The organism is Brevibacillus soli (assembly GCF_044759095.2).
GTDB lineage: Bacteria > Bacillota > Bacilli > Brevibacillales > Brevibacillaceae > JBIYSM02.
In genome coordinates, this window is the sequence record NZ_JBIYSM020000001.1 from 123,874 (window position 1) to 149,491 (window position 25,618).

General features: G+C 55.5%; 25 protein-coding genes and 1 pseudogene. 19 read left to right on the plus strand and 7 right to left on the minus strand.

The window, feature by feature from the left end:
• Positions 1-220: 220 nt before the first annotated feature.
• The gene (gene trmB / locus ACE99V_RS00580; RefSeq protein ID WP_400489001.1) at positions 221-865 is read right to left on the minus strand and encodes a tRNA (guanosine(46)-N7)-methyltransferase TrmB; all 645 of its coding nucleotides are present in this window, start codon (positions 863-865) and stop codon (positions 221-223) included.
• A gap of 436 nt (positions 866-1,301) precedes the next feature.
• Here trmB and ACE99V_RS00585 point away from each other — a divergent pair, with 436 nt between their 5' ends.
• Positions 1,302-1,799, plus strand: coding sequence for a C40 family peptidase (locus ACE99V_RS00585; protein WP_400489002.1), 498 nt, complete (start codon positions 1,302-1,304; stop codon positions 1,797-1,799).
• A gap of 70 nt (positions 1,800-1,869) precedes the next feature.
• Here ACE99V_RS00585 and ilvD read toward each other — a convergent pair whose 3' ends face one another.
• On the minus strand, positions 1,870-3,546 hold the full coding sequence (gene ilvD / locus ACE99V_RS00590) for a dihydroxy-acid dehydratase (RefSeq protein ID WP_400489003.1): 1,677 nt from the start codon (positions 3,544-3,546) through the stop codon (positions 1,870-1,872).
• 267 nt (positions 3,547-3,813) lie between these two features.
• Between ilvD and ACE99V_RS00595 the strand changes: the two genes are divergently transcribed.
• Together ACE99V_RS00595 and ACE99V_RS00600 are read left to right on the plus strand one after the other, a co-directional pair.
• Positions 3,814-4,758 (plus strand): DMT family transporter, encoded by a 945-nt coding sequence (locus tag ACE99V_RS00595; protein ID WP_400489004.1) that lies wholly within the window; start codon positions 3,814-3,816, stop codon positions 4,756-4,758.
• A 59-nt stretch (positions 4,759-4,817) separates the two neighbouring features.
• On the plus strand, positions 4,818-5,288 hold the full coding sequence (locus ACE99V_RS00600; RefSeq protein ID WP_400489005.1) for a PaaI family thioesterase: 471 nt from the start codon (positions 4,818-4,820) through the stop codon (positions 5,286-5,288).
• 72 nt (positions 5,289-5,360) lie between these two features.
• Here ACE99V_RS00600 and ACE99V_RS00605 read toward each other — a convergent pair whose 3' ends face one another.
• Positions 5,361-5,738, minus strand: a complete 378-nt coding sequence (locus ACE99V_RS00605; protein WP_400489006.1) for a hypothetical protein — start codon at positions 5,736-5,738, stop codon at positions 5,361-5,363.
• 154 nt (positions 5,739-5,892) lie between these two features.
• Here ACE99V_RS00605 and ACE99V_RS00610 point away from each other — a divergent pair, with 154 nt between their 5' ends.
• The 15 genes and pseudogenes from ACE99V_RS00610 to ACE99V_RS00680 all read left to right on the plus strand — a co-directional run bounded on the left by ACE99V_RS00610 (position 5,893) and on the right by ACE99V_RS00680 (position 19,574).
• Positions 5,893-6,669 carry an inositol monophosphatase family protein gene (locus ACE99V_RS00610; protein ID WP_400489071.1) on the plus strand — a complete coding sequence of 259 codons (777 nt, stop codon included), beginning with the start codon at positions 5,893-5,895 and terminating at the stop codon, positions 6,667-6,669.
• A 134-nt stretch (positions 6,670-6,803) separates the two neighbouring features.
• Complete coding sequence (locus ACE99V_RS00615) at positions 6,804-7,253, plus strand: hypothetical protein (RefSeq protein ID WP_400489007.1); 450 nt, start codon at positions 6,804-6,806, stop codon at positions 7,251-7,253.
• A gap of 13 nt (positions 7,254-7,266) precedes the next feature.
• Complete coding sequence (locus ACE99V_RS00620) at positions 7,267-7,533, plus strand: hypothetical protein (RefSeq protein ID WP_400489008.1); 267 nt, start codon at positions 7,267-7,269, stop codon at positions 7,531-7,533.
• 3 nt (positions 7,534-7,536) lie between these two features.
• Positions 7,537-8,781 (plus strand): glutathionylspermidine synthase family protein, encoded by a 1,245-nt coding sequence (locus ACE99V_RS00625; RefSeq protein WP_400489009.1) that lies wholly within the window; start codon positions 7,537-7,539, stop codon positions 8,779-8,781.
• An 18-nt stretch (positions 8,782-8,799) separates the two neighbouring features.
• A complete protein-coding gene (locus ACE99V_RS00630) occupies positions 8,800-9,237 on the plus strand; it encodes a DUF350 domain-containing protein (RefSeq protein ID WP_400489010.1) in 438 nt (145 codons plus the stop codon).
• A gap of 85 nt (positions 9,238-9,322) precedes the next feature.
• Positions 9,323-10,023, plus strand: a pseudogene (locus ACE99V_RS00635) (potassium channel family protein).
• Between the two features lie 110 nt (positions 10,024-10,133).
• The gene (locus tag ACE99V_RS00640) at positions 10,134-10,889 is read left to right on the plus strand and encodes a sirohydrochlorin chelatase (protein WP_400489011.1); all 756 of its coding nucleotides are present in this window, start codon (positions 10,134-10,136) and stop codon (positions 10,887-10,889) included.
• Positions 10,890-10,910: 21 nt separating this feature from the next.
• Complete coding sequence (locus ACE99V_RS00645) at positions 10,911-12,536, plus strand: nitrite/sulfite reductase (protein WP_400489012.1); 1,626 nt, start codon at positions 10,911-10,913, stop codon at positions 12,534-12,536.
• A gap of 16 nt (positions 12,537-12,552) precedes the next feature.
• Positions 12,553-12,792 carry a DUF3906 family protein gene (locus tag ACE99V_RS00650; protein WP_400489013.1) on the plus strand — a complete coding sequence of 80 codons (240 nt, stop codon included), beginning with the start codon at positions 12,553-12,555 and terminating at the stop codon, positions 12,790-12,792.
• 85 nt (positions 12,793-12,877) lie between these two features.
• On the plus strand, positions 12,878-14,395 hold the full coding sequence (gene cobA / locus ACE99V_RS00655; protein ID WP_400489014.1) for a uroporphyrinogen-III C-methyltransferase: 1,518 nt from the start codon (positions 12,878-12,880) through the stop codon (positions 14,393-14,395).
• A gap of 23 nt (positions 14,396-14,418) precedes the next feature.
• Positions 14,419-15,501 (plus strand): sulfate permease, encoded by a 1,083-nt coding sequence (gene cysP / locus ACE99V_RS00660; RefSeq protein ID WP_400489015.1) that lies wholly within the window; start codon positions 14,419-14,421, stop codon positions 15,499-15,501.
• Entirely contained in the window at positions 15,498-16,208 is a 711-nt protein-coding gene (locus tag ACE99V_RS00665; protein WP_400489016.1) for a phosphoadenylyl-sulfate reductase, read from the plus strand. The genes cysP and ACE99V_RS00665 overlap by 4 nt, the downstream gene beginning before the upstream one ends.
• Positions 16,209-16,240: 32 nt before the next feature.
• Positions 16,241-17,383 carry a sulfate adenylyltransferase gene (gene sat / locus ACE99V_RS00670; protein ID WP_400489017.1) on the plus strand — a complete coding sequence of 381 codons (1,143 nt, stop codon included), beginning with the start codon at positions 16,241-16,243 and terminating at the stop codon, positions 17,381-17,383.
• A gap of 22 nt (positions 17,384-17,405) precedes the next feature.
• On the plus strand, positions 17,406-18,014 hold the full coding sequence (gene cysC / locus ACE99V_RS00675; protein WP_400489018.1) for an adenylyl-sulfate kinase: 609 nt from the start codon (positions 17,406-17,408) through the stop codon (positions 18,012-18,014).
• 420 nt (positions 18,015-18,434) lie between these two features.
• Positions 18,435-19,574, plus strand: a complete 1,140-nt coding sequence (locus ACE99V_RS00680; protein ID WP_400489072.1) for a glycerate kinase — start codon at positions 18,435-18,437, stop codon at positions 19,572-19,574.
• Between the two features lie 24 nt (positions 19,575-19,598).
• Here ACE99V_RS00680 and ACE99V_RS00685 read toward each other — a convergent pair whose 3' ends face one another.
• The 4 genes from ACE99V_RS00685 to ACE99V_RS00700 all read right to left on the minus strand — a co-directional run bounded on the left by ACE99V_RS00685 (position 19,599) and on the right by ACE99V_RS00700 (position 22,981).
• Positions 19,599-19,901 carry a hypothetical protein gene (locus ACE99V_RS00685; RefSeq protein WP_400489019.1) on the minus strand — a complete coding sequence of 101 codons (303 nt, stop codon included), beginning with the start codon at positions 19,899-19,901 and terminating at the stop codon, positions 19,599-19,601.
• Positions 19,902-19,970: 69 nt separating this feature from the next.
• Entirely contained in the window at positions 19,971-20,270 is a 300-nt protein-coding gene (locus tag ACE99V_RS00690) for a DUF3817 domain-containing protein (RefSeq protein ID WP_400489020.1), read from the minus strand.
• Between the two features lie 120 nt (positions 20,271-20,390).
• Positions 20,391-21,620 (minus strand): cysteine desulfurase-like protein, encoded by a 1,230-nt coding sequence (locus tag ACE99V_RS00695; RefSeq protein ID WP_400489022.1) that lies wholly within the window; start codon positions 21,618-21,620, stop codon positions 20,391-20,393.
• Between the two features lie 113 nt (positions 21,621-21,733).
• Positions 21,734-22,981, minus strand: a complete 1,248-nt coding sequence (locus tag ACE99V_RS00700; RefSeq protein WP_400489023.1) for a hypothetical protein — start codon at positions 22,979-22,981, stop codon at positions 21,734-21,736.
• Between the two features lie 186 nt (positions 22,982-23,167).
• Between ACE99V_RS00700 and ACE99V_RS00705 the strand changes: the two genes are divergently transcribed.
• Positions 23,168-25,504, plus strand: a complete 2,337-nt coding sequence (locus ACE99V_RS00705; protein ID WP_400489024.1) for a DNA translocase FtsK — start codon at positions 23,168-23,170, stop codon at positions 25,502-25,504.
• Positions 25,505-25,618 lie beyond the last annotated feature (114 nt).

Genomic DNA, 25,618 nt, shown 5'->3' on the forward strand with positions numbered 1-25,618 from the left:
TCCATTTTGGTCTATAAAACTTGATGAAAAACAGGGCAGCCCCCAGCCACTGGGGAGCTGCCCTGTTCATTTTAGTGTATAAGAATTTATAAATTTGGACATCCCATACAGCCGCTAGAAAAGTGTTCGGGGCCCCGCCCGGCGAAGAAGGGGACCCCACTCGGCACAGCGATAGCTAACGCCGAGTGGGTCGAGGATAGCTAATGCCGGGTGGGTTTTCTTACTCCGGCAAATAAATCGCTTCCGTCCGGTAAATCCGCTGTCCGCGTGAAGAAAAGCGCTCTTCGTATTCGGTCATCACATTCTCTTCAGCAAGCGCGGAATGATGCAGATCAAACGTGATATTGCGCAGGCGGAAACGCTCGTTGGAAAACTGATTGAGGGAGAACTCGAACAAGTTCTCGTTGTCCGTTTTCAGGTGGATTTCTCCGTACGGCTTGAGTACCTGCTTGTACACGTCCAGGAAGCTCTTGTAGGTAAGGCGGCGCTTGTAGTGGCGCTTTTTCGGCCAGGGATCGCTGAAGTTGAGATAGATCCGGTCCACTTCGTTTTCTGCAAACAAATCGTTCAGCATCGCCGCGTTGAACTGGACAAAAGCGAGGTTGGGAATCTCCCGCTGTTCTGTCCGCTGGGCAGCGCGGAGAACCACCTCCGCTTTCAGCTCGACGGCGATAAAGTTCGTTTCCGGATGGCGAGCGGCCAGCGTCGTGATGAAGCGCCCTTTGCCGCAGCCGATTTCCACATGGATCGGGTGATCGTTGCCGAACCGTTCCTTCCAGCGCCCTTTGTAACGGGCGGGTTGATCCACAAAAGTAGGGTATTGTCGCAGGGCCTCTTCGGCTCCGGGAATGTTGCGCAGTCGCATAGGTACCTCCTCAAAGCTAGTAAACAAGCTTCTATTAGATTACGACGTGTCACAACAGGTTGCAAGTGACCTGAACCATTGGCTTTTCCAGTTTGATCCTCCGATTTTACAAAAAACAGGGGGTATTTTCCTTTCTGGGCAGCGCAAAAGTCGTATGACATCAGGAGAATGAGCAAGATTTTCTGGTAAAATTTAATGCTCATCTCTAGTAAATCTTGGCAGGGAAATTAACTGAAAATTTGCGAAATGTCGCTTGGCAACGGGTACGAACGTGTCTACCGGTAAATTCAGCCAATCCAGTTTAGCAGGATTGGAAAGTTTTTGGCAATTAAATACGCTGTCGGTTGATGGTAAAGTAGTTACCGGACAAGGGTACCCAAACTGTTCGCACAAGGGTTAACGAACCCCGCAACAAGAAAGGGAGGATGAAAGAAGCATGAAATTGCGTAAATCACTCGTTGGCGTTTTTCTGGGGATCACAGTAGGGATCACGGGGGTCGTTGCTCCGCTCCCGATGAACCAGGAAGTTGCTTCGGCACAATGGACACAGGCTCGCGCTGACAGAGTCATTGCGATTGGGAAACAATATCTGGGAACACCATATAAATTCGGCTCCAGCATCTATACCACACGTACGTTTGACTGCTCCTCGTTTGTCAAACGCGTATACAGCCGCATGGGCATTTACCTGCCGCGCACTTCCCGCGACCAGGCAAAACGCGGCTTCCGCGTAGCCAAGAGCAACCTGAGAAAGGGAGATCTGATCTTCTTTAAAGCCAACAGATGGACCGATTCCAATCGGATTACGCACGTAGCCATTTACGCAGGGAACAACCGGATCCTGCATACGTACGGGAAACCGGGCGTAACGTTCTCCACTTTCCGAGGGACGTCGTGGGAAAAGCGTTTTGTTACGGCGCGCCGTGTGTTGTAGTCAACAACATAATAGGGCAAAAGGAAGAGCACCTCAAGTGGGTGCTCTTTCCTGTTATGTCCCGCATTTTTTATATCTTCATCACGCCGCCCATGCTTGCGTTGGTAACCAGCTTGGAGTAGCGGGCGAGGTATCCGGTTTTTACCTTCGGCTCAAAACCGGACCAGTTCGCCTGGCGTCGAGCCAGTTCATCCGGTGACACCTGCAGCTGCATGGTGCGCTCCACGAGATCGATGCTGATGATGTCGCCGTCTTGCACGAAAGCGATTGGTCCGCCCTCAGCCGCTTCCGGGGAGACGTGTCCGATACTGATGCCGCGGGAGGCGCCAGAGAAGCGTCCGTCGGTTACCAGCGCTACCTTGGTGCCCAACCCCATTCCGACGATCTGGGAGGTAGGAGCGAGCATTTCCGGCATTCCCGGTCCGCCCTTTGGACCTTCGTAGCGGATTACCACCACGTGACCTTCCTTTACCAGCCCGTTGGCGATGCCGGCGAGCGCTTCTTCCTGCGAGTCGAAGCAGATGGCAGGACCCTCATGACGCTTGATGGACGGATCTACTGCCGCCGTCTTGATGATCGCGCCCTGCGGGGCAAGGTTTCCGAACAAGACGGCAAGACCGCCCGTCTCACTGTACGGATTATCCAGTCGGCGAATGACCTTGTCGTCGAGGATGTCGGCTCCGGCGATGTTTTCGCCCAACGTTTTGCCGGTGACGGTGATGCGGTCCAAATGAAGAGTTCCCGGCTTTTTGGAGAGTTCGTTCAAAATGGCGGTAACGCCCCCGGCGTTGTGACAATCTTCAATGTGGTAGTCGGAAGCCGGGCTCAGCTTGCACAAGTGGGGCACGCGTTTGGCTACCTCGTTGATTCGCTCGATCGGATAGTCGATGCCCGCTTCGTGAGCGAGTGCCAGTGTGTGCAGCACGGTGTTGGTGGAGCCGCCCATCGCCATGTCCAGGGCAAAAGCGTCGTCGATGGCTTCCAACGTGACGATGTCGCGCGGCTTGATGTCCCGTTCGATCAGCTCCATCAGCTTCTTCGCAGTCGCTCTCACCAGTTCCTTGCGCTCCGGAGAAACAGCGAGAATGGTTCCGTTGCCGGGGAGAGCGAGTCCCAGCGCTTCCGCCAGACAGTTCATGGAGTTGGCGGTAAACATGCCGGAACAGGAACCGCAGGACGGACAGCCGAACTGCTCCAGCTCGGTGAGTTGGTTGTCGTCGATAATGCCTGCCTGATAGGCTCCGACACCCTCAAAGACGGATGCGAGCGAGATCGCGCGGCCATCGCTTGTTTTGCCGGCCTTCATCGGGCCGCCTGTGACAAACAGCGTGGGAATATTGACGCGTAGGGCGCCCATCATCATGCCGGGAGTGATTTTGTCGCAGTTCGGAATACAGATCAGGCCGTCAAACCAGTGGGCGGCTACCACCGTCTCCAGACTGTCGGCGATGATTTCCCGGCTGGGCAGCGAGTAACGCATCCCGATATGACCCATAGCGATGCCGTCGTCGACGCCGATCGTGTTGAATTCAAACGGCACCCCGCCTGCTTCCCGAACGGCTTCCTTGACGATTTGTCCAAACTCCTGCAGGTGAACGTGCCCCGGAATGATGTCGATATAGGAGTTGCAAATGGCGATAAACGGTTTGTCGAAGTCTTCCTCCTTGACGCCGGCCGCGCGCAGCAGGCTGCGGTGAGGGGCTCTGTCAAAACCTTTTTTGATCATGTCGCTTCTTCTTTTTGTCATGGATCTGATACTCCCTTCTCCTGTACACCTGTTCCTACGATTTTTTGAATAATCTTATCATTATTGGACAGGTGGAAACAACCGCAAAAATCTGAACATTCGTTCAGGATACATCCTTGCTTCGACGCTTTGCGGCTTTGGAAGACAAAAGCGGTAAACATAGGCGCAATTGCAAAAACATTTGAAAACACCGATTTTCTGACTTTCGCATGGTAAAGTAGAAAAAGAATGCAAGGATACATCGTAGGGAGAGGGTGAACTGCTGTCATGTGGAACAACAAGAGCCTGTACGCCCTTCCGTTGATTGCCGCGTTGTTTTGGGGAGGCAATTTTGTGGCGGGACGAGCCGCCTTGGACGAACTGCCACCGTTCAGCTTGTCGTTTCTGCGCTGGAGCATCGCGCTATTGGTGCTGCTTCCGTTTACCTGGCGGGGGATCGTCAGCGAGGCGTCTTTTTATCGTTCGCAATGGAAGGAAATTTCCTTTTTGGGATTGCTTGGTATCGCTGCGTTTACTCCGCTGGTCTACCTTTCCATTCTACATACATCCACCATTAATGCTGCGATGCTGGCCGCTTCGTCGCCGATGATGATCGTACTCATGGCTTTCGTGCTCTTGGGCGACAGAATTTCCGGGCGACAGCTGGCGGGGTTCATCGTCTCGCTGATGGGAGTGCTCTGGATCGTGAGCAAGGGCGCCATCACGCAGCTGGGCCAGTTCCATTGGAATACGGGTGACATCATCATGCTCGCCTCCAACGTCATTTGGGCGCTGTACTCCATTCGCATCCGCAAAGCGGATCCAAGACTGACCGGCATGAGGGGATTTACCCTGTCGATTGCCGTCTCCCTGCTGTTTTTGCTGCCAGGTACGCTTTGGGAGGTATACGGCCAAGGCGTGCTGCTGTTTCAGCCAGCTGCAGCATGGAACGTCCTGTACCTGGGCGTGTTTGCTTCCGTCGTATCGTTTCTCTGCTGGAACAAGTCAATCGCGCTCCTCGGGCCAGGCAAAGCCTCCCCGTTTCTCAACTTCATTCCGGTTTTCGCCGCGCTCTTTTCCGTGCTGTTTCTAAATGAACGACTGCAGGTGGCGCAAGCGGTGGGCGGCATGTTCATTCTGGCTGGTGTCTACTTGTCCTCGCTGACGAAGCGTTCGGTCCCGAAGGTGCGGGAACAGGGAGAGACAGGCGTACCCCAGGAAGTCAATGCGTGAAAATGTGACGGGCTTGCTCTACAATGAAAAGAATCAAGACTTGTAATGGAGTGAGCCAGATGGTAGAAGAGATGATGCAGATCATGGAGCAGGGGAGTGAAGAGGAGCGGCAGATCCTAGAGCTGGCGGTTCAAGCGATTAAGCAGAAGCGTGAGCGGAACAGCCCCTTTCTCTCCGGCTTTCTAGGGTTAAAAGGCACCTTTCTGGATGACAGAACCTATCAGTTTATCGTGCCGGTTACGCCGTTCATGCACAACCCGCTGGGCGTCGTTCACGGAGGCGTGCTGGCCACGCTGATCGACTCGACCATGGGATCGATGATCAACCGATCCCTGCCTTCCGATCAGTATGCGGTTACGACGGAACTCAAGGTCAACTACATTCGTCCCGGCAAAGGGGAGCAGCTTCGCTCCGAGGCGTCCATCCTGCACCGCGGTCAGACGCTGGTCGTCTGCCAGGGAAGCGTCTACGATGAGCGTGACAAGCTGCTGGCGCATGCGACAGGGACGTTTATGCTTTTGAAAAGGTAAAAAACACGGCTCCTTTCACATTAAGGAGCCGTGTTTTTTACGCCAAAAAGGGGAGAATAGAGGTTTTTTCCGTTACGATATGACCACCAATCCGCTGTACTGGGCGATATACTGCAGCATTTTTCGCGACAGCGGCACGATGAATTCCATGTTTTCCCGTTCCACGATCCCGGAGCGGGTCACGATGCGGGCCCATTTTACCACCAGCTTGTAGTAGTCCGATCCAAACGCAGAGCGAATCGTTTCACTCTGATGGCGGAACATGGCCGGCGCAGAATCCAGTTTGATCGGCACCATGCTGACAATATCGCGCAGGAACAGATGGTACGTGGTATGCGGTTTTTGAAAAACCAGCTCCTTGCTGGTGACGGAACAGCCGAGATTTTTGTTCATCTGGGTCAGTTTCAGTTCGCCTTCCAGGTTCTTGAGACGAATAAAATCGCTGTTCATCCTGAACCCCCTTCTGCGGGAAACTGCGTGTTCTTTTCATTCTAGAGACTCACGGGGGGATTCGCAAGGGAAAATGCTGGACCTGGAGCTTGAAGGGGAAGGCGGTTGTCATGTACGATGGAAAAACCGAGTGAAAAAAGGAGCGTCTACCGTGATGATTGAGATTGCCAAGGAAGCGGCCCTGGCGGCAGGTGCCTATTTGAAAGAGCGCTTTGCAGAGCAGCTGATCCCGGATCTGGAGCTGCACAACGATGTCAAACTGCCGGAGGACAAAGAGAGCGAGCGGCGGATTATCGAGGTGCTGCACCGTCATTTTCCGGCGCACACCATCTACTCCGAAGAGATCGGCGTAGTGCGGCGCGACGAGGAATACGTCTGGATTGTCGACCCTTTGGACGGAACCAACAACTACTTCATCGGGCATCCGTACTTCTCCATTTCCATTGCACTGCAGCACAAAGGAGACCTGGCGCTGGGCGTCGTATACAACCCGGTGGCAGGCCAGCTGTTCTGGGCAGAAAAAGGGAAAGGGGCGTTTCTCAACGGAAAACGGCTCAACGTCAATACGCGCCTCGATTTGAACAAAGCGGTGGGAACCTACATCCGCGGCCGCGATACCGTCACCAAGGAAGAGGAACTGGACTTTACCCGACCGTTTGTGCTGCATACCAAACGGCTGATGCGCAACATCGCACCTGCTCTCGACTGGTGCCTCCTTGCCAACGGTTGGATCGATTACATCGTGATGCAGCGTTCCGGTATCATGGATGTAGCTGCCGGTATTCTTATTGCCCAGGAAGCGGGGGCCAAAGTGACAGACTGGCAGGGAGTTCCCTACCGTCACGAGCCGTTCCAGGATGAACACCAGCCTTCCATTATGGCCTCCAACGGCCATCTGCATGAAGAGATTCGCCGACTCATTTCCCAATAAGTGGGACCCCCAGCGACGTATGCATCAATGCGTTGGGGGTTCCTTTTTTTCTATTTCCCAATAGAAAAGAAACCAATCTTTTCTTTCCTCGTAAAACGATGTATCGCGTATAATGTTGGTGAGGTGTTGAACAAATGGCACGGCTAGAATACCGATTGCTGGACGAAGCGAACCAGTATCCGGTCCTTTACTACTATGAGCAGATCGACAAGGACGAAGTGTCGCGGCGCTTTGCCTGCGACTACTTTGTGAAAGGTCACATGGTGTACGAGAAGACGTCCTGTGCAGTTGAGGCGGACCGTTATGTCGTATATGTGAAGCGTTCTGACCAGGAGCAGGCGGTGGATTACGCGCATACGGCTGCGCCGCGCTGGGGAAGCGTGCGGATCGAGCTTCGCGAATACAAGGAAGGAACCACTGTTTACCCGCTGGTCCACACCTACTATTTTAAGGACGACGACGATGCGCTGCTGCATCTGCAGAGCGATTACCTGTATTTGCATGGCCGCGAATGGGAGAAGACCTCGACCGAGGTGGACGAAGACAGGCAGGTGTACGTCTACTACGCCCAGCCGACATCGTAGGGGGAGAAGGATCATGTCACTTACCAAGACAAATAAGGTCGTCGGGCTGTTTCTCGCTGCCGCGTTGGCGGTGAGCGGATGTTCCGCCGAGGAGACCTATCAGGGGGACGACTGCCTCGACGAGAACAACGACGGCTATTGCGACGACGACGGCAGCCAGACATCGGGCAGTTCCTATATCGACGTGGATGGAAAGAAAAAGTACAAGCGGATGTACACCGGCGTCACCAGCGGGGCCAAGGGCGGCATCGGCAGTTCCGGTTACTCCAGCTCGGGGTAAGGCATGACGCTCACATACTTGCAGCGGCGCGAACGGCTGTATCAACCGCTTCGGGAAAGCGGGACGTTTACCTGGGACTGGATGTACGGAGAGGAGTATGCCCTGGCTTCTCTTCACTTGATTTCCCCGTCCTTTCGTCAGGAGCTGTCGCTGGCGACCACCCACTTGGCGCGGATTTTTGCCAAAATGGTGCCCGTGCTGCAGCGGGCGGACGACAGTCTGCTGCGGGAACTGGGAATTCCGGAGGAGGCATTGGCTGCGGTGCGAACCATGGTCTCTGTGGAGATTCCTACGGTTGTGGGGAGGTTTGATTTTGCCCACACTCCAGAAGGCCTGAAAATGCTGGAGTTCAACAGCGACACGCCGACCGGAATCGTGGAAGCGTTTTTCGTCAACGACTTCGTTTGCCGCTTTTTTGACGAGGAAAATCCCAACGCCGGCCTGTCCGCGCAGATTGGGCCTGCGTTTCAGAAGATCATCGGCTCCTATCGGAATGTGGGCTTCGATACCGGTCATATCTGGTTCAGTTCGCTCGATTGGCATGAAGAAGACAAAGGAACGACGCTGTATTTGATGGAGCAGTCCGGACTTGGGGCCCGCTTTGCTCCGCTGGAACAGCTTCGCGTACAGGGTGACCGCTTGTACATACAGAAGGAAGACGGATTGGAACCGGTTGACGTCCTCTATCGCCTGCACGCTCTGGAAAAACTGGCGGAGGAACGAGACGAGGACGGATACCCGACCGGAGCTCATGTGCTGGAGCTGATAGCCGGGAAGCGTCTGGCGATCATCAATCCGCCCTCCGCCTTTCTTATGCAGACGAAGGCATTGCAGGCGCTGATCTGGAGCTTGTACGAGGCGGGGGAATTTTTCGACGGGGATGAACGGGAAATCATCGGCCGTTACATGCTGCCAACGTACTTTGAGAATCGCTTTCTGGGAACGGCTGACTATGTAACGAAGCCGATTTTCGGACGGGAGGGAGGAGGCGTCACACTGTACGACGCCAAAGGAAATCCGCTTGACCGGGACCGGGAAGAGCTGTACTGGGAGCAGCCGATGATCTACCAGCAGCGGGCGGAATTGCCTTTGGTAACGGTAGAGACCGCAAAAGGCGAATACACCGGACGTCTGTTGTGGGGCTCGTTTCTCATCGGGGGCGATGCGTCGGCTGTAATCGCCCGGGTCGGCGGTCCGATCACGAACAACCTATCGTATTATTTGCCGATTGGCATACAAAACGGGTAGAGGAGAGGGGTAGCAAGTATGGAGTCGCAATGGATGTATCTGTTGAACTTTTTGGTGTATCTCGGGGTGACCCTGCCGCTCATGGCATTCGGCATCTTTGTGTTTGCCTTCACAACGCCGTACAAGGAGTACGAACTGATCAAGAACGGCGCAGAGACGAACGATCCGCAGAAGATGGCTGCCGCAAAAGCGGCGGCACACGATCTGGGCGGCAAGATGATCGGACTGGCCATTGTGCTCGCATCAGCCATTTTCCATTCTGTCAATCTGTGGGATCTGGTCATTTGGGGAGTCGTTGGCACCGTATTCCAGGTAATCGTGTTTTATCTGTTTGAGCTGCTCACCCCGTTCAAAGTCGTATCGGAGATTCCCAAGGGCAACGTTTCTGTCGGTATTTTTGCTTCCCGACTGAGCATTGCTGCCGGACTTCTGATGGCGGCGCTGATCAGCTACTAGTCTGGCGGCAGGAGGAGTTTCCTTGTTCTGGCGCGTACTCTATGAAATTTTCATCATCCTGCTAGTCATTACCTACGCCATACTGGTGTTCGCCGATCCGGCCAGACATCCGGAGTTGACGGATGAGCTGATGCGGGAAATAGACATGGTACTCATTGTCTTTCTCATAGTCGAGTACGCTGTGCGCTTGTGGAGGGCGAAGCGGAAGCGAGAGTTTGTGGTCTCCAACTGGTTTGATTTGATTGCCATGATTCCGATTGATCATTATTTTATTCCGCCCGCTTTATGCGGATCATCCGCCTGGTTCGCATCGTCAAGGCGTCTCCGTTGCTGTGGGGACTGCTGCAGTCCAAGCCGATGCGCAGAATTTTTGCCATCGCCAGTCTGATCATGCTGTGGAGCTCCACCGGGATTTACTTGCTTGAGGCGGGAGTGAATCCGAATATCAAAAATGTGGGCGACGCGGCGTGGTGGTCGATCGTGACCACGACCACAGTGGGATACGGCGATATCTCTCCCATTACCATTGGAGGAAGGATTATTGCGGCAATCCTGATGCTGACGGGGATTGGACTACTAGGCGCCTTGACGGCCAACTTCGTCAATCACTGGACGGAGTTTTTCGAGACGGGGGAATCGCCCGAGGATCGTATGCGCAGCGAGCTGAAGAAGAGCGCTGTCCGTTATGTGCAGCAGATTGATGAGCTCAGTCCGGCGGAGTACCAAACGCTGGTGCAGACACTTGATTTGTTGTATAAACCGAAAAGCGAACAGGAGAAAAGCTGATGGGCAAAATGCTGGCTCGATCAGCTTTTTTTATTTATTGACGGGAGGAATATTCGGCTATATAATCCCTAGTAAACATATCGGAATAGTAATTTAAGGGGTGAGCCTCCATGTCCGACACCGCCGTTCTGGTCATTGCCCACGGTTCGCCCGATCCCGACTGGAACCAGCTGGTGGAGGAAACCGTCCGGCAAACAAAGCTGGTGCTGCCGGTCCGGGTTGCTTATCTGGGCAGCGTGGAAAACCGCGGCATTGCCGATGAGGTCAGGCGGTTGGAACGCATGGGCGTCCGCACGATCATCTGCGTCCCCTTGTTTGTCACCATAGGGAGCACGCACGTCAGTGAGATCCAGTACATGCTGGGTGTTCTCCCGTCTCCTGGCTTCGCTACCGATGTCCGCCCCATTCCGGTGACGGCGCGGATCATCTGGTGCCCGCCGCTGGAAGACGACGTCATGGTGGAGCGAATTCTCGGGGAACGAATAGAGGAATTGTCTCTTCTCCCGTCCCGGGAAGGATTGCTCCTCATCGGACACGGAAGCGACCTGCCCGGTTTTCGCGACCGCTGGGAGCTTCTGCTTCAGCGACTTGCTGTACGACTGCAGCAAGCATACGGCTTTCCATTCGCCTCCTATGCGACACTGCGGCCCGATTCGGTCTGGAAGCGAGCGCAGGAGGCGGCGAGGAATCGACGGCTGCTTGTCTTGCCGGTTTTTGTCAGCCAGGGATACTTCACCCGACAGGTCATTCCCGGCAGGCTGGGAGATACTGCGTACGAATATTCCGGCAAGACCTATCTGCCGCATCCGTTGGTCGCCAAATGGATTGAGAGATCCGTGCATTCGGTGTTGCAGCCGCAACAATAAAAAAAGGGGAGTGTTGTGAGTATGGCGGAACAGAGAACATGGAAATGGGCAGACGACCCGAACCTGAACAAAATGGAGCTGACCAAGCTGGAAAAAGACGGTCTGGATGTGATCGAAACGATCATCAACACTTACTCCAAAGAGGGGTTTGCATCCATTGAGGCCTCCGACATGGACCGCTTTAAATGGGCCGGTGTGTACCAGCAGCGACCAAAAGACGGCCACTTCATGATGCGCGTCCGCATTCCCGGAGGCATCCTGAGCAGTCAGCAGGCGCGGGCTTTGGCCGCCATCGCCAAAGACTACGGGCGCGACCTGGTCGACGTAACCACCCGCCAGGCTGTACAGTTTCACTGGCTGACGGTTGAGTCGCTTGCCGATATTTTCGAGCGCCTGGCTGCCGTCGGTTTGTCCTCTTTTGAAGCGTGCGGAGACTGCCCGCGGACGATCATGGGCAACCCGCTCGCCGGCATCGATCCGCATGAAGTGATCGACACCCGCCCCATTGTCAAAGAATTGGAGAGATTCTTTCTTTTGAACCGCGAATTTTCCAACCTGCCGCGCAAGTACAAGATGTCCATTTCCGCCAACGTGTACAATGCCGCCCATGCTCAAATCAACGACCTGGCCTTTACCCCTGCCAAAAAGGTGATCGACGGCGAAGAGCTGATCGGGTTCCACGTCTGGGTAGGCGGCGGACTGTCGGCCAAACCGTATCTGGCGCAGCAGCTTGACGTTTTTGTCCGCCCGGAAGAAGTGGTCAAGGTGGCGGCAGGAGTGACGACGATTTTCCGGGATTTCGGGTACCGCCAAAAACGGACGCATGCCCGCTTGAAGTTTCTCGTTGCCGACTGGGGGGTGGAGAAATTCCGTGAAGAGCTGGTGAAAGTCACGGGAGATCTGGAAACAAAAGGCGAAGACCTGCTAAAGGGCTGGAATGCCGGCTACTTTTACGGCATCCACGAGCAGCGGCAAAAAGGGTACTACTACGCCGGACTGTCCGTCCCGGTAGGCCGCATGAACGCAGACGAACTGGATGAGCTGGCACGTCTTGCCGACGAGTACGGCGACGGCACAATCGGCACCTGTAACACGCAGAACGTGCTGATTCGCCACATTCCTGCAGAAAAGGTAGAGGCGTTTCAGGCGGAGCCGATCGTCGTCAACCGCTTCAAGCTGAAACCCAACACCTTCATCGGGTACGCGGTTTCCTGCACAGGTATCGAGTACTGCAACCTGGCGATTGTGGAAACGAAGGAACGGATGCGCTCTTTGGCCGAATACCTTGATCAGACCGTGGAACTGGATACACCTGTACGCATTCACATGGTGGGCTGCCCCAACTCCTGCGGACAGCGGCAGATCGCCGATATCGGTCTGCAGGGAGCACTGGTGAAAACACCGGGCGGCATGGTCGAAGCGTTCGACGTGCACGTGGGCGGAACACTCGCAGACGCGCGCTTTAACAAAAAGCTGAACGCTCGGGTTACTGTCGACAAGCTTGGCCCGTTCCTTGCCCAACTGATGACGCTCTATCGGGAGAAACGGTTGGAGGGAGAAGAGTACTGGCAGTACGTGGAGCGGGTTGGGGTGGATGCCATTCAGGCCCAAGTCGATGAGATTCTCGCTTCGGCTGCCGGGGCGTAAAGAGAGGAAGAGCAGCATGGCTGAACAACAATCGGAAACCTACCTGTACAAACTGGAAGCGGTTCTGGCAGAGAATCGGCTGCTGACCGTGATCGTCATCGCTTCTTCGGATGAGAAAGCGTTCACTTCAGCAGAGAACCACCTGCTGCGTCACACCGTGACCCCGCCAAAAGTGGAGCAGCTGAGCATCGTGGAGAAAAAGCCGCTGGGACGCAGCGGTGTGGGCTACGTCGTAGAAACGTCCCGCTTTTCATAGAAGGCACCCTGCGGGCACCCGGATGTGGCTTCGCAGGGCTGAAATTTCAACGCAGAATCGCCACTAGGTAGGAGGATTGGCCGAAATGAAGACAGGAAAAGTGCTTTTTGTCGGCGCCGGTCCGGGAGACCCGAAGCTCTTGACCGTTCGCGGAGTGGAGGCGCTGCAGCAGGCGGACGTCGTCGTGTACGACCGTTTGGCCAATCCCCAGCTGCTGTTCCATGCCAAAAAAGACGCCCGTTTTATTTACTGCGGCAAGGAATCGAGCAACCACGCCATTCCTCAGGAAGAGATCAACGCGATTCTGGTGCGGGAAGCAGGTCAGGGACGTACCGTCGTTCGTTTAAAAGGGGGAGACCCCAGTATTTTCGGTCGGGTGGGGGAAGAAGCGGAGGAATGCCGAAAGCACTCTGTTTCGTTTGAGATTGTTCCGGGGATTACCTCAGGGATAGCCGCTCCTCTCTATGCGGGCATTCCCCTCACGCACCGCGATTACAACTCGTCCGTCGCCTTTTTGACAGGACACCTCTGCGAGAAAAACCAGGGGACACCGATCAACTGGGAACAAGTCTCCGGTGTTGACACGCTGGTGATTTACATGGGAGTAAAAAATCTCCCTCAGATCCGGGAGCAGCTGCTCCAGCACGGAAAATCGCCGTCGACGCCGGTCGCTTTGGTTCGCTGGGGAACGCTGGCGGAGCAGATGACGCTGGTGGGAGATTTGGACAATATCGTGCAAAGAGCAGCGGATGCGAAGTTTACCGCCCCGGCTATTATTGTCGTCGGAGAAGTGGTCCGGCTGCGGGATCGGTTGAACTGGTTCGAACAAAAGCCGTTGTTTGGCAAAACGGTGGCCTATGCGGCCCATCCGCTTTCGGATGACAGTTATGGAAGAATCCTGGAAGATTTGGGGGCAGAGGTATGGCCGTTGCCGGTTGCTGCACGGCCGGCTTCATCCGATGCACTTCAGCAGGTGCTGAGACAGGCGGGGCAGTTCGACTGGATCGTGCTTGCCGATTCGTGGGAAGTCCGGTATTTCTTCCACAATCTGCGCGAGCTTGACATCGACATCCGTCAGGTGAAGGCAAAATTCGTCGCGCTGGGGAAACAAGCGGCGGAAGAGCTGGCTGCGAAAGGACTGCAGGTCGAGATCGAATGGCCCGCCGACACTCCGCTCGCATCGGTCCGCAAGAATCTACCACTCCTGTTCGGCGATCGGGTTCTCTTGCTCCATCAGGCGTACCGGGACGGTGTGACGAATGATGAAGCCATCGGTGCGACATGGACAAAAACCAGTCTGTACCGCATCGGTCTGGATTTGTCTCATCCCGCCTACGATCAGCTGGAGCGCATCCGTTTCGATTGGCTGGTTGCAGCTGACCCGTTGGCGTTGGAAGCGTTGAACGAACGGGCTGGCCACTGGGCGGACGGGCAATTGATCTGCATCGGACAGGAGACGGCGGAAAAGGCGAGATCGCTGGGGAGAACAGCGTTTTGGACGCAGGGAAAAGGAGCCGCCTTTGTTGCGGACGCCATCCTTTCTCTGCAGGAAGATGAACGTCCAGGGCTTCGTGCTGCGATAAAACCCAGTATTCTGATATGAATGATTGGAAGTGATGGTAACTTGTGACCTGGACGTATATCGCTATACTCACCGCACTGTTTTTTGCCATGAATATCGGAGCCAGCGGAACCGCCGCCTCCATGGGGGCGGCATACGGAAGCGGGGCCATCCGCAGCAAGCGGCTTGCCATGTTCCTCGTCGCCGGCGGCGCACTCATTGGGGCCGTTGTCGGCGGTGGAGAGGTAGTCAAAACCATTAGCGGGGGCATCATCCCGACCTCACTGCTTTCGGTTCATACGGTTGTGATCATTCTGGCCTCATCCGCCCTCACGCTGTTTATAGCCAACCTGCTCGGGATTCCGCTCTCCACGAGTGAGGTGACGGTCGGCTCGATCGTGGGGGTCGGCATCGCCTACCAAACGGTATTTGTTCAAAATCTGCTTGTGATCCTTTCCTTTTGGGTGATGGTACCCGCCGCCGCTTTTGCCGGTGCCTTTTTTCTGGGAAAAGCCATAGCTGCTGCCGAGAAACGCTGGCCCGCACTGCGGGGCGCAGGGCGCTGGGAGCGCTGGTTGAGATGGCTGCTCGTGGCCTGCGGCATCTACGAAGCGTTTTCCGCGGGCATGAACAACGTCGCCAACGCCGTCGGTCCGCTAGTCGGCGCAGGCATGCTCTCCACATCTGCGGGAATTTGGCTGGGCGGAGTGGCCGTGGCGCTCGGCTGCATCGCGTTGGGGGGCAAAGTGTTGGAGACGAACGGCAAAAAGATCACCAATCTGTCCCTGTTGCAGGGAAGCACTGTGTCGGCGACAGGGGGCACGCTGGTCATCGCCGCCTCCCTGTTGGGGATCCCGGTTCCGCTGACCCAGGCTACCACTTGCGCCATTCTCGGGGTGGGAACCGCTGAAACTGGGTTCCGCCTCTGGCAAAAGGGCATTATCAAACAAATCCTCATGGTATGGATCGTTTCTCCTGTTTCCTCGCTGGTCGTCTCGTTCGGGCTGGTCAACCTCGTATTGCGTTCCGACGTCTACATAATCATCGTCATCGTCAGTGTGTTCGTGGCAACAGTCGGCACGATCAGTCTGATGAGACTCATCCGAAGCGAGAGAAGTTCAGTGAACGATCAAGGAGGCGGCATATGAGTTTGTCGTACGCTACATTGACAGAAGATTCGATCGCGTCACTCAATCGGGAGCTGGAAAAGGGAGACACCCTGGATGTGATCAAATGGGCATACGGTCAGTTCGGTGATGAACTGGTCTACGCCTGCAGTTTCGGAGCGGAGGGAATCGTTCTCATTGATTTGATCAGCCAGGTGCGCAAGGACGCTTCCATCCTGTTTCTGGACACGCATCTTCACTTTCGCGAAACGTACGAGCTGATCGAACGCGTACAAGCGAGATATCCCGACTTGAGGATCACCATCCTGGAACCGGAACAGTCCTTGTCCGAACAGGCGGCCGAGTACGGTGACGAGCTCTGGAAACGCAATCCCGATCAGTGCTGCAGGCTTCGCAAGGTACAGCCGTTGGCCGGCGCGCTCACCGGGGCCAAAGCGTGGATGTCTGGTCTGAGAAGGGAGCAGTCACCGACGCGGGCTCACATCCAGTACATCAATCCGGATCACAAGTTCCAGTCGCTGAAAATATGTCCGCTCATTCACTGGTCGTGGGAGGACGTCTGGAATTACATTCGCGCCTTTGGATTGACCTACAACGTGCTGCATGACCAGGGCTACCCCAGCATCGGCTGCGAGACGTGCACGCTGCCTGTCGAAGGGGAGGGGGATTCCCGCGCCGGTCGATGGGCAGCAAGCGGCAAGACGGAATGCGGGCTGCATCAGACATAGAAACATTCGGCTTGGAAAAGGAGAGGGAGAGAATGGCAACGATTCAACCACACGGCGGAACGCTGGTCAATCGATTTAATCCGCACGCAGACGCTCGGTCTGTTGACAGTGAGGTGGAGCTGGACAGCTTCGCCCTGTCGGATCTCGAGTTGATCGCAATCGGCGCATACAGTCCGATCGACGGCTTTTTGGGGGAGGCAGACTACCGCTCTGTCGTGGAGCAGATGCGGCTTCAAAGCGGGCACGTCTGGAGCATTCCCATCACGCTTCCCGTGACGGAAGCATCGGCTGGTCGCCTCGCCGTCGGAGACAGGGTCAAATTGGTCCACGACGGCATTGTCTACGGCCTTCTGGAACTGCGGGAAATCTACCGTCCGGATAAGCTGGCAGAAGCGCAGCACGTGTACGGAACAACAGATACCGCACATCCCGGTGTGAAAAAATTGCTGGACCGCCCCGACGTCTACCTGGGAGGGCCGGTGACGCTGGTGCGGCGGCCTGAAAAACAGAAATTCTCGTCTTTTTATCTGGATCCGATCGACACGCGCAAGATTTTTGCCGAACGCGGCTGGAAAACCGTCGTGGGCTTCCAGACGAGAAATCCGGTTCACCGGGCGCACGAATACATCCAAAAGTCTGCCCTGGAGATCGTCGATGGCTTGTTCCTCAATCCGCTGGTAGGAGAGACGAAGGCAGACGACATTCCGGCGGACGTTCGGATGGAAAGCTATCAGGTGCTGCTTGAAAACTACTATCCGCTAGGCCGCGTATTTCTCGCCGTTTTTCCTGCTGCGATGCGCTACGCCGGACCGAGGGAAGCGGTATTCCATGCGCTCGTGCGAAAAAACTACGGCTGCACGCATTTTATCGTCGGCCGCGACCATGCCGGCGTAGGGAACTTTTACGGTACCTATGACGCCCAGCTGATCTTCCGCCACTTTACCCCGGAAGAGCTGGGAATTACCCCGCTGTTCTTTGAGAACAGCTTCTACTGCCGGAAGTGCGGCAGCATGGCGTCGACGAAAACGTGCCCGCACGGCCAGGAGCACCACGTGACGCTGTCCGGGACAAGAGTACGGGAGATGCTGAGCAAAGGAGAAGCCCCGCCGCCGGAATTCAGCCGCCCTGAGGTTGTTGAAGTGCTCGTCAAGGGCCTGCGGGCGCTGTCCTACTAATTTCACCAGGGGAGGAAGCTGTATGTCCAAGCAGACGACAGCCCATATCGTTTGGCATCAAACCACCATAAAAAAGGAGGAACGTCATCGCCTGCACGGCCACAAAAGCTGCGTCCTGTGGTTTACCGGTCTGTCCGGTTCCGGCAAGTCCACACTGGCCAACGCTGTTGACAAACGGCTGTACGAACTTGGATTGCACAGCTACGTGCTCGACGGAGACAACATCCGGCATGGTCTGAACAAAGGGCTGGGGTTCAGTGCGGAGGATCGCCGGGAAAACATCCGCAGAATCGCCGAGGTGGCCAAACTGTTCGTCGATGCCGGCGTGATTACACTAACTGCCTTCATTTCGCCGTACCGTGAAGATCGCGGTTTGGCCCGGGGGCTGTTGGAACCCGGCGAATTTGTGGAAATTTACGTGAGGTGCCCGCTGGAAGAGTGCGAACGGCGTGATCCGAAGGGGCTGTATCAAAAGGCGCGCAAGGGAGAGATCCCGGAGTTTACGGGGATTTCTTCTCCGTATGAAGAGCCGGTCGCCCCGGAGATCGTGATCGACAGCGCCGTCATGACCGTAGAGGAAGCGGCCGATCACGTGATTCATTTTCTGCTTGATCGCGGCATCCGATTGTAGAACAATAAAACCAGCCTCAGTTAGGGGAGAGCACTGCAAAAACGCTTCCGTTATATGGAAAACGGAGGCGTTTCTTTGCTTCGCTTCGTTGCCAGCCCACTATGGGGCTTATCAAGTTTTCCTTTGTCGAGACAATCGTCGGGAGTTATCGGTCCTGGCAGTGGTCTTGTCTGCTTCGGGGATCGGAGGATCTGATGGGAAGAATCGGCGGAATCACCGGGACCCTGTTCCGGATCGGAATTGCCGGTGACGATGTATTTCTCCGGCTGGATGATTGTATGGTGGGGCACTTCCTCCATCTTTGTCAGTGCTGCTGTTTGGAACCTGTGTGTATGCGCCGTTTACATGAAAACACGTTTGTGGAAGATTTCATAGGCACTGCAAGATATAATGAAAATAGAAAAAAAGGTGGTGGTTGGAATTAACATTGTGATTGCACCTGATTCGTTTAAAGGAAGCGTTTCGGCTATGGAAGCGGCTGTTGCTATGGAGAAGGGAATAAAAAAATGCCTCCCGGATGCACAGACGTTTTTGGTACCGGTCGCGGACGGCGGAGAAGGGACAATGGATAGTCTGGTTGCAGCAACGAAAGGACAGAAGATGGAGGTAACCGTTGTAGGCCCCCTGCACACACAGGTGAAGGCGGAGTACGGTGTGCTGGGAGACGGGAAGACATGTGTGATTGAGATGGCGAGTGCATCCGGATTGACGCTGGTTCCGGCAGACCTGCGAAATCCAATGATGACTACCACATTTGGGACCGGCCAACTCATTAAAAAAGCGCTGGATGAAGGCTACCGTCAATTTATTTTAGCGATTGGCGGAAGCGCTACCAATGATGGCGGCATCGGGATGCTGCAAGCCTTAGGTCTGCAATTGCTCGACTCGACGGGTAAACCGGTTGGGTTCGGGGGAGCAGAAGTTCAGCGGATTGCTGTCATAGACGACAGCACCTGGGATACACGAATTGCCGAAGCCACATTTGTGATCGCCTCGGATGTACAAAATCCGCTGATCGGACCGAATGGGGCATCCCGCGTGTTCGGCCCGCAAAAAGGAGCCACGCCGGAAATGGTAGAGCTCCTGGACCGACATCTGAACCACTGGGCGGATCTGGTTGAAGCTAAGACGGGTGTACGGCTCCATGACAGGCCGGGGGCAGGTGCGGCAGGCGGAATAGGCGGCGCCTTTCAGGCTTTTTTCCCGGCTGCCATGGAGCGGGGGATTGATATCGTGATTCGCTATACCGGCTTGCGTGAGGTCTTGCAAAAAGCGGATCTCGTGTTTACGGGTGAAGGCCAAATTGATTTTCAGACGGCATCAGGGAAAACGCCGATGGGCGTGGCGCAAGAAGCTCAGAAAGCAGGAATCCCGACGTTTGTGCTTGCCGGATCGATTGGACAGGGAATTGAAGAACTCTATCAGTATGGAATTCAGAGTATCCATAGCATTGTAAACGGTCCCATGACGCTTGAGGAAGCGATGGAACGGGCGCCGGAATTGTTGGCCCAAAAGGCGGAACAAGTATTGCGAACGTATTTGGCGAAGGGGAGGAAATGAAGCATGAAAATCAAGCAGACGATATTACAGCATGCGAAACCGGGTCAAATGCTCCCGGATGTTTTCCTTTAGCAGGATTTCCTTCTGCTTGGGACCCATCAGATCGAAGTGGGGGAACGGAGGGCGGTCATGAATATAGGCGGGATTTAGTCCATGGGCTTGGCACCAATCAGACAGGATCTTGAGATTCTTGCACCCCACCTTTGTCACGGTTTTGATGTCTGGAAAACGCGGATCAAACCAATAATGAGTCAAAAAAGCAATCTCCCCCCTGGTCACCGCTTCTTTCCACTTATTCAATTCTTCTCTTGTGATCCCGAATGCCACTGCGCTTCATCCTTTCCAAAATACAAGGGCTGCCACGGAGGCAGCCACTTTCGTGAAGGGAGCATCCGCTTATGATGAATGGATGTCCTTGCGAATTTGTGCGTCGAGCACGAAGGTGCCAAAAGGGACCAATGAAGCCACAAAAGCGCCTATGCCCCACAGAATGGACTTGCGATGTTTGAACATCACTTGCAGAACGGCAAGTACGAATAACACGAACAGCACGCCGTGAGCCATTCCGATGACGGTAACCGCCGTGGGCAACCCGGCAAAGTATTTCAACGGCATGGCAATTCCGAGGAGAATCAGATAAGAGATTCCTTCGAGAAACCCGATGACACGCAAGCGTCCAATAGCTGTTTGCAACAAGTGATCACCCCCTCTGCTTCCATCTCACATTATATCCGTAGAACAAGCGCAGTGAAAGGGAAATCCCCAACCAGACAGCATCGGGTTGGGGATGATTTGCTCCGTTTTCCCTTTGGTTTTTCACTGCATGGCGCGAACGACCTCCAGCAGTCGATCCACCTCTTCGGCCGTGTTGTAAACGGAGATACCGACACGCACCAGCCCGCCTGCCTCTTCCAGCCCAAGCGACTCGATTACGCGCATGGCGTAAAAGTGACCGCCCCATACGAAGATGCCGTGTTCTGCCAGTTGTTTGGCTGCCAGCTGTGAATCAACTCCGTCGACGACGAACGAGACGGTAGGCGCCCGCAGTTCCTCGCCGAACGGTTGCCCGTAGAGGCGAACGTGCTTCATTGCTTGCAGCCCGTCGTACAGACGGCGAGCCAGTGCAAGCTCATGGGCGTGGATTGTTTCCATCCCGGAGACGACCCGCTCCCGCAGCGATCCACCACTGCCGAACGCGGCGATGTAGCGGACGGCGGCAGTTACCCCGGCGAGGGAAGCGAAGTTCAGCGTTCCGGTTTCGATCCGGTAGGGAGCGTCATCGTCCTGCGGCCGCAGTTTATCTGTCGGCAGCCGGTCGAGCAGGCCGCGCCGTGAGTAGAGTACGCCGACGTGGGGACCGTAAAACTTGTAGGCTGAGCACAGCAGCACATCGGGGTCCAGCTGCTGTACGTCGATGGGGAAGTGCGGCGCATAATGAACGGCGTCGACGATCAGAAGGGCTCCGACCGCCCGGGTGAGTCTGCGAATGTGGAGCAGGTCGTTTACGGTTCCCAGCGCATTGGAGGAGTAGCCGACTGCCACCAGCCTCGTTTTGTCAGAGAGCTTGGCTGACAGATCGTCCATATCGAGAGTGCCGTCCGCGGTCATGCGAACGGATTGGATCACAGCCCCATGACTGGCGAGCGTCTGCCAGGGGCCGCGGTTCGCTTCGTGGTCCAGATCGGTTACCAGAACCTCATCCCCCGGCTTCAAGAGGCGAGAGAAGGCCCGGCTCAAGGCAAAGGCGAGAGTGGTCATGTTCGCTCCGAATGAGATGCACTCCGGTCCGGGAGCCCCCAGCATGGCCGCCATTGCTTCCCGTGCAAGCTTTACCGTTTCATCCGTCTCGACGCTGGTGACGAACGGGCCGTGGGCGTTGGCGTTGCATGTTTTGTAATACAGGGAGATCGCGTCAATCACCTGATTGGGAACCTGGGTGCCGCCAGGACCGTCAAAAAAAGCGGCCTGTTTTCCGGAGACGGTTCGGGCCAGAGAGGGAAAGTCGTTACGGCAGTTTCGCACGTCTTTTTGAAGCACATCCAACACATCCATCACTCCTTCAGAAGGTACCATGGAGTAATGGATTCTTGATTTTTCCGAAAATTCCTGTAAAGGGATGAAAAAAGGCATGATGCTTAACCCATCATGCCTATGCTTTGTTAGGGTGCACTACCTTTGTTCAGACGGGCTTTCTTCTCTTCCAGCGCCAATTCAAGCAGTTTGCGCAGGAAGCCTGTTTCATGGAAAGCGGAGACGGCCTCTTTGTCTTTTTCCAGCTGTTCAACGGTAACCGTTTCATCCGCCTTCGGAATGGGATAGGCGGTTGCCTTGCCGAAATTGTACATGTACTGATCGGATTCCAACCCGATGGTCAACGGCTCTTTCCATTTCGGTGCGTGGAAGGTTACGCTGAATGTTCCTTTTTGGCGAACCGGCATTTTGTTTTCGTCAATGTAAAAGTCCAGATTCCACTTGAGTTCATCCAGACCTTCCGCTTTTGCCATTTTGACGATTTCGTCGGAGGTGTATTTCTTGCCTTCGGTATCGAGCCATTCCTTGAGGGCGGTCAGACCGATGGTGACCGTTGCTTCTGCCGCAGCCCGTTTTTCCGCTTCTGTTGTCTTCTTTACCGCTGGATCCATCTCTTCCGAAAGGGACTGGGTCAGCACCATGAAGTCGACCGCGAACGTCTTCACGTCGGCATTCGTGGTCGCATCCTTGGCGGTGTATAGGAGCATGTCAACCAGCTCCTTCAGGTCAAGCTCCATGGTTACGTGTGTCGCTTCGACGCTTTGGCCGTTTGGCAGCGCAACCGTTTCCGTACCGAGATTTTTTGCGTCAGACAGCTTATAGCCGTATGTGGCGATGTACTTTTTCATGAAGTCCAGGACCAGCTTGTTCATTTTGTCATGGAAATCTTTCCATTTCACCGGATCGATGGCGGATGTTTCGCTCATGCCGCTCGCTGTCGGGAACGGCTGCTGCATCTGCGTGTCGACCAGCAGATGCTTCTGATCCAGCGGGGTCTTTATGTAAAGGCGATCATCGTTGAGCAATAGCTCCACCGAAGCGTTTTTCTCCCCTGTCCAAAGGCCCTTTTCACGCAGCAGCTTATCGTCACTCACGCTGAGCACCAGCTTGGTGTTTTGCAGATCCTTCTGCGAACCGGATACGGTCAGGCCAGCTTTCAGGGCGGCAGCGAAAGCGGCAAACTCCTTGTTTTCCTCTTCGCCCAGCGCCTGCGGGAGCTTCTCGATATCCCCCGTCAGCTTCAAGGTGCCGTGATAATCATAATTGGGTTTTTCCAGCGACGCTGCGATCGAGTCTCGTACCAGCGATGCTTCGCTTGAGCAGCCGACGAGCAGCAGCATCAACGCCAGCAGCAGAATGCTTCCTTTTTTCCACATGCTCCATGTCCTCCTCATCCCATATTCGTTTGGTAAAATATTCCCGCAAGAGTAATACGTCCAAATCTGGAAAACGTTTCAGGAAAATCGGAAAAAAATCGGCAATCTAGCAAAAACAACCGGTACTTTCATGGTAAGATGATAGGAAAGAGAACAAGAGGTCAAGCAGAAAGGAAGTATTTGCACATGTGGTCGTGGCTGCAAAAGCTGATACGGTACCTGCAGGGAGAAGATGACGAACAGCAGAAAAGCGCTCGCCTGTCTGTTCCCCCCGGTCAGCTCCAGGCAAAAACGAAAAGGATTTACCCGCGAGAACGAATGAGCGAGCTTCCGGCGAGCACCTCAAGGAGGGAAAAGGAGCGGCAGTTTCGCTTCCCCGTGATCCCCGACGAACCGTCCCGCAAGCTGAAGCGCGAGCAGGCGTCAGTGCCGGGAGAGGAACAACCGGTCGCGGTGCATAAGGCGACCGCCGGACCTGCTTTTGTGGAGAAGCGTCCCTATAAACCGACAGAAGTGATTTCCCCCATTTATGGCAAGGTCGATTCCCCCTCCCAGCCGAGAGTGGAACGGCAAAGAAACGCGGAAACGGAGGCTCGGCCGCAGGCTGTCACTGCGACCGAGGTGACAAGTGGAAAAAAGGAGGCAGCCGCATCGATACCGGCTGTCTCGATGGAGCCGGTCGTATCAGGGCCTGATTTGGTTGAACAAGACACGGTTGAAGACGTCGCTGTGACACCGGATGTGGATGAGCAGGATGTGAGGGAACCGGTCCTGGAGCCGGTGCCAGAGGAAGAGTCGATGCCTGCGGAAAACCCGGTGGTTGATCAGCCTAAAAATGACGGAACAAACGGGCAATGGCCCGAGGAGCCGCAGACAGGAGAGTCAGCTGTCGAGGAGCCGCATGCGGATGCGGAATCCGCAGCGAAACAGGAAGAACCGACCGCACGGCAAACAGGGGCGGGGGAGGAGACATCGGAACGGACGATCAGCGAGGAGCGGGTCGCTGAACCTGAACCGGAGCGTCCGGTGTACATGCCGGTTTCACCGCCCCAGCCGCCCGCACAGTCGCGCGTGGCAGAAGAGCCTGTCAGTCGGACGGTCGAGAGTGTCAGCCATTACGAGCTGCCTTCGCTGTCGCTGTTGAATCCGTCTCCATCCCTGAGTGAAGACGATTACGAATACACGCTGGACCAGAAACAGCTGTTGGAGGAGACGTTGAGCAACTTCAACGTCAGTGCCCAGGTAGTCGGCATCGTCAAGGGGCCGTCCGTCACACGTTTCGAGCTCCAGCCTGCGCCGGGCGTCAAGGTGAACAAAATTACCGGCCTGATTGACGATATCAAGCTGAACATGGCGGCCAAAGACATTCGCATCGAAGCGCCGATTCCCGGACGAAACGCCGTCGGGATCGAGGTCCCGAATCTGAAAAGCGAGCCGGTTTTCATCAGCCGCATCATCGGGTCGGAGAAGTTCCTCAACCATCCGTCTCCGTTGGCGGTGGCGCTGGGGATGGACATCGGCGGCGATCCGATTGTCGCCGATATCAAAAAAATGCCGCATGGACTGATTGCCGGTGCCACCGGCTCGGGAAAAAGCGTATGTATCAACTCCATCATCGTCAGCCTGCTGTACAAGGCTTCTCCGGAGCAGGTTCGCCTCCTTTTGATCGACCCGAAAATGGTGGAGCTGGCGCCGTACAACCATCTGCCTCACCTGGTTACCCCTGTGGTGACGGACGCCAAGCAGGCGACCGCCGCCCTCAAGTGGGCCGTGGAGGAGATGGAAAAGCGCTACGCCCTGTTTGTGGACGCCGGCGTGCGCGATATTGACCGCTACAATTTGACCACGGATGAACCGCTGCCCTACATTGTCATTGTGATTGACGAGCTGGCCGACCTGATGATGGTTTCCCCGCAGGACGTGGAGGACTGCATCATCCGCATTGCGCAAAAGGCCCGGGCCTGCGGCATTCATTTGCTGCTGGCCACGCAGCGCCCGTCCGTGGACGTCATCACCGGGAACATCAAGGCAAACGTTCCGACGCGATTGGCGTTTGCGGTATTCTCGCAAGTCGATTCCCGAACGATCCTCGATCAGTCGGGAGCGGAGCGGCTGCTGGGACGAGGGGACATGCTTTTCCTCGAGAGCGGAGCGACGCCTGTTCGCCTGCAGGGAAACTACGTCTCTGACGACGAGATCGAGCGAGTCACCAACATGATCAAAAAGCAGCGGAAACCGGAGTACTACTTCAGCAAGGAAGATTTGGAGCAGCAGGTACAATCCTACGACATGGGTGACGATCCGCTCTACCACGAGGCGCTGCTGTTTGTGGCGGAGCAGGGGCAGGCCTCCGCATCGGCGCTGCAGCGCCGGTTCCGCATCGGCTACAACCGCGCCGCCCGATTGATTGAGATGATGGAAGGGGAAGGGCACGTGGCCGGACAGAGCGGGGGCAAACCGCGGGCCGTGCTGATTACCCGTGAAGACGCGCAGGCGTTGGCGGAAGGCAGTACGCTTTTGTAAGTGTATAAGAATTTATAAATTTGGACATCCAATACAGCCACTAGAGAAGTGTTCGGGCCCCAGCCGACACCAGCGATCGCTTAAGTCGGCTGGGTTTTCTTATCGTGTAGGAAA